Source organism: Planktotalea sp. (genome assembly GCF_039984035.1).
Taxonomy (GTDB): domain Bacteria; phylum Pseudomonadota; class Alphaproteobacteria; order Rhodobacterales; family Rhodobacteraceae; genus Planktotalea.
This window is the reverse complement of sequence record NZ_JBDWVM010000032.1, coordinates 1-3691: the sequence shown is the minus strand read 5'-3', so window position 1 is coordinate 3691 and position 3691 is coordinate 1. Positions and strand designations below refer to the sequence as shown.

Annotated in this window: 4 protein-coding genes; 3 read left to right on the top strand and 1 reads right to left on the bottom strand. The window is 54.9% G+C overall.

The window, feature by feature from the left end; genetic code table 11:
• On the bottom strand, positions 1 to 440 hold a 440-nt coding region (locus ABJQ89_RS01345; RefSeq protein WP_348494478.1), incomplete at its 3' end, for a YebC/PmpR family DNA-binding transcriptional regulator.
• 124 nt (positions 441 to 564) lie between these two features.
• On the opposite strand from ABJQ89_RS01345, the gene ABJQ89_RS01340 reads away from it, so the two are divergent.
• The 3 genes from ABJQ89_RS01340 to ABJQ89_RS01330 form a co-directional block, all read left to right on the top strand.
• The gene (locus ABJQ89_RS01340; RefSeq protein ID WP_348494477.1) at positions 565 to 2337 is read left to right on the top strand and encodes an SLC13 family permease; all 1773 of its coding nucleotides are present in this window, start codon (positions 565 to 567) and stop codon (positions 2335 to 2337) included.
• 112 nt (positions 2338 to 2449) lie between these two features.
• A complete protein-coding gene (locus tag ABJQ89_RS01335; RefSeq protein WP_348494476.1) occupies positions 2450 to 3262 on the top strand; it encodes a TIGR00282 family metallophosphoesterase in 813 nt (270 codons plus the stop codon).
• A 49-nt stretch (positions 3263 to 3311) separates the two neighbouring features.
• On the top strand, positions 3312 to 3691 hold a 380-nt coding region (locus ABJQ89_RS01330; RefSeq protein WP_348494475.1), incomplete at its 3' end, for an SLC13 family permease.

Here is a 3691-nt window from a genome sequence, read left to right as displayed (position 1 = left end):
TCGCCCGCTTCTGGCTTGTAGGTGATCTGACCCTTGCGCTCGAACATGAAACCAACAGAACCGGTTTCGCCCAAGTTGCCGCCATTCTTCGTGAAGGTCGACCGCACAGTGGACGCCGTACGATTGCGGTTGTCGGTCATAGTTTCGACGATAATCGCAACGCCGTTTGGACCGTAGCCCTCATAACGGATTTCTTCGTAATCATCACCTTCGCCGCCAATCGCCTTCTTGATTGCGCGCTCGATGTTGTCCTTCGGCATGGATTGCGATTTGGCTTCTTTCACCGCAAGGCGCAAACGCGGGTTCTTTTCCGGATCAGGGTCGCCCATCTTCGCGGCAACCGTGATCTCTTTCGAGAACTTGGAAAACAGTTTCGAACGCAGTTTATCCTGACGTCCCTTACGGTGTTGAATATTTGCCCATTTTGAGTGGCCGGCCATATCTCTCTCCAAGTGAGAATTCTTAAAAGTTAAGCCCATATACGACGCAGCGCCCCTGCCCCGCAAGTCGGTTGCATATCACGCCCTTTTGCTGTGAAGCTGTCGGCAATACGAAAGGCCTGTCATGACCCAAGATCAAATCATTCTGTTTTCCTTGTTCGGCGCTGTTTTCGCCCTCTTGCTCTGGGGTCGGTTCCGCTATGATATCGTTGCATTTACCGCTCTTATGGTCGGTGTTTTACTTGGCGTTGTTGAGGGCAAAGATGCCTTTGCCGGCTTTGGACATCCTGCGACGCTTGTTGTTGCGCTTGTCCTTGTGGTCTCTGCCGGACTGGTGCGCTCTGGCGCGGTCTTTCTGATCACGCGCACCTTGGTGGACAGTTCTCGCTCGCTCGGCGGGCATATTGCGCTCATGGGCGGTATTGGCGGCGTATTGTCTGCATTTATGAATAACGTGGCCGCGCTGGCGCTTTTGATGCCTGTGGATATCCAAACAGCGCGCAAAGCGGGCCGCAAACCCGGCCTTTCCTTGATGCCGCTGAGTTTTGCGACGATCCTTGGTGGTATGGTGACCTTGATCGGCACGCCCCCGAACATCATCATCGCATCGATCCGCGAAGAGAGCCTTGGTGAGCCCTTCAAGATGTTCGACTTTGCCCCTGTTGGCGGGATCGCAGCGATAGCAGGCCTGACCTTCGTTGCGCTGATTGGCTGGCGTTTCATTCCCGCGCGCGGTGACGAAAACGGCAGTGCATCAGACTTTTCGGACTACATTGCTGAATTGACCATTCCAGCAGAAAGCAAATTGATCGGCAAACGCCTGTCTGAACTCGAGGAAGACGCCGAAAAGGCCGACGTCGCCATCTTAGGCCTTATTCGTGACGGCAAACGCCGATATGGCAATGCGCGCAACTCGATCTTGCAGGGCGCGGATACTTTGGTTCTGGAAGCTTCGCCTGATGCATTGGACGAATTTCGCGCCGCTCTTTCGCTGGCATTCTCTGACGCCAAACGCGAAGAGCACCTCAAGGCGGCAGGTGATGGTCTGGATGTCATTGAGGTCGTGGTCACAGAAACCGCGCGCATTGCAGGCAAGACCGCGCAAGCACTTGGTCTTGCATGGCGTCAATGCACTGTTTTGATGGGCATTTCCCGCGAGGGCAAATCCATCCGTACCCATGTGCGCCGCACCGAAGTGCGCGCAGGTGATATTCTCTTGCTGCTCGTTCCCAAGGATCGCGGCCCTGATGTGACCGAATGGCTCGGCTGTCTGCCGCTGGCGCAACGTGGCCTCGCAGTGACGCAAGACAGCAAGGTCTGGCTTGCGATTGGCCTGTTCGCTGGCGCTGTTGCTGCGGCGAGCTTTGGCTTGGTTTACCTACCAATCGCGCTGGGTTTGGTCGTCATTGCCTACGTCTTGGCAAAGATCATTCCCCTATCGGAACTCTACAGCCATATCGAATGGCCGGTGGTTGTCTTGCTAGGGTCGATGATCCCACTTGGCGCCGCTTTGGAAAAAGCAGGCGGTACGGAATTGATCGCAGGGGCGCTGGTTGGCTTGACCGAAGGCATGCCAGCTTGGGCAATCCTTACGGTTTTGATGGTTGTGACGATGACATTGTCGGATGTGCTTAACAACACCGCCACGACTATCGTTGCTGCGCCCGTCGGCATACAGATGGCGCATTCACTGAATGTCTCGCCTGATCCGTTCCTGATGGCAGTTGCAATTGCGGCTTCATCTGCGTTCCTGACGCCAATTGGTCACAAGAACAATACTTTGATTCTCGGCCCGGGAGGTTATCAATTTGGGGATTATTGGAAGATTGGACTGCCGCTAGAGATCATCATCGTAGCTGTATCGATTCCTGCGATTCTGGTGTTCTGGCCGCTTTAAAAGCTCAGGACTTGGGCGCAAAGCTGCTTTTGAACGCGAATTGCGGCCAAGTAACGCTGGCATTTCGCAACGGCGCGCTTGCGCCGCGCGCGCACCATGGTACTCCAAGGGTATGAAAACACTATTCTTAGGCGATGTGATGGGCCGCGCGGGACGCCGTGCCATTACCGAAGAGCTTCCTAAATTGCGCGAAGATCTTCGTGCGGATTTCGTCGTCGTGAACGGCGAAAATGCCTCTAACGGCATGGGATTAAATGCAGAGCACGCGAACGCGATTTTTGCAGCAGGCGCAGATTGCATCACGCTTGGGGATCACGCCTTTGATCAAAAAGAAATGCTCCAGCATATCGAAAAAGATGCGCGTATTCTGCGCCCTCTCAATTTCGCCAAAACGGCACCGGGGCGCGGTCATAAATTATTTACGGCGCGCGGCGGTCAGAAAGTCCTTGTTCTTCAGGTTCTTGGTCAGGTCTTTATGAAACGCGCCTTTGATGACCCCTTCTCAGCTGTTGATGCGGTTTTGCGGGCCCATCCTCTGGGCGGATTGGCGCAAATGATCCTTGTGGATGTTCACTGCGAAGCGACATCGGAAAAAATGGGCATGGGCCATTTCTGCGATGGGCGCGCCACGATTGTTGTGGGAACGCACACGCATGTTCCTACGGCCGATGCGCAAATTTTGCCGGGTGGCACTGCGTTCCAAAGCGATGCAGGCATGTGCGGTGACTATAATTCAGTCATTGGCATGGAAAAAGAAGAACCCATGCGCCGCTTTATCACCGGCATGACCAAATCCCGCTTTACCCCAGCCAATGGCGCAGCAACCCTGTCAGGGCTGTTCGTTGTCAGCGATGATCGCACGGGCAAAGCAACCTCGGTTTCAATGATCCGTCATGGTGGCCGCCTCGAGCAAAGCGCGCCGTGAGTTTGATTGGCAGCGTGCGAAGACAGATGGCGCTAGAAAAGGTATAACGATGGAGCTGTTCGACCTTTCAGAAACTCAAAGCGCGATTGCAGCTTTGGTCACTGTCCTCGGCATGTTCGTGCTTTTCGTACGTGAAAGCTACCCAACCGAAGTAGTCGCAATCGCTGGCGTCGCGTTTTTGCTGCTTTTGGGCGTTCTGCCCTACGAAAACGCGTTGGCGGTCCTGTCCAATCCGGCCCCGTGGACGATTGCCGCGATGTTTATCGTTATGGGCGCGCTTGTCAGAACTGGTGCGCTTGAGGCGTTTACCAAACTCGCGGACCGTCAGGCCAAGACCCGCCCTGGGCTCGCGATTGGCATGTTGCTGGCTTTTGTCATCGTCGCATCGGCCTTTGTCTCTAACACGCCCGTAGTTGTCGTAATGATCCC

What these genes read in the sequence shown, in the direction of transcription:
- ABJQ89_RS01335 (WP_348494476.1), top strand. Translation starts at nt 2,450, where the DNA reads ATGAAAACACTATTCTTAGGCGATGTGATGGGCCGCGCGGGACGCCGT.
- ABJQ89_RS01340 (WP_348494477.1), top strand. Translation starts at nt 565, where the DNA reads ATGACCCAAGATCAAATCATTCTGTTTTCCTTGTTCGGCGCTGTTTTC.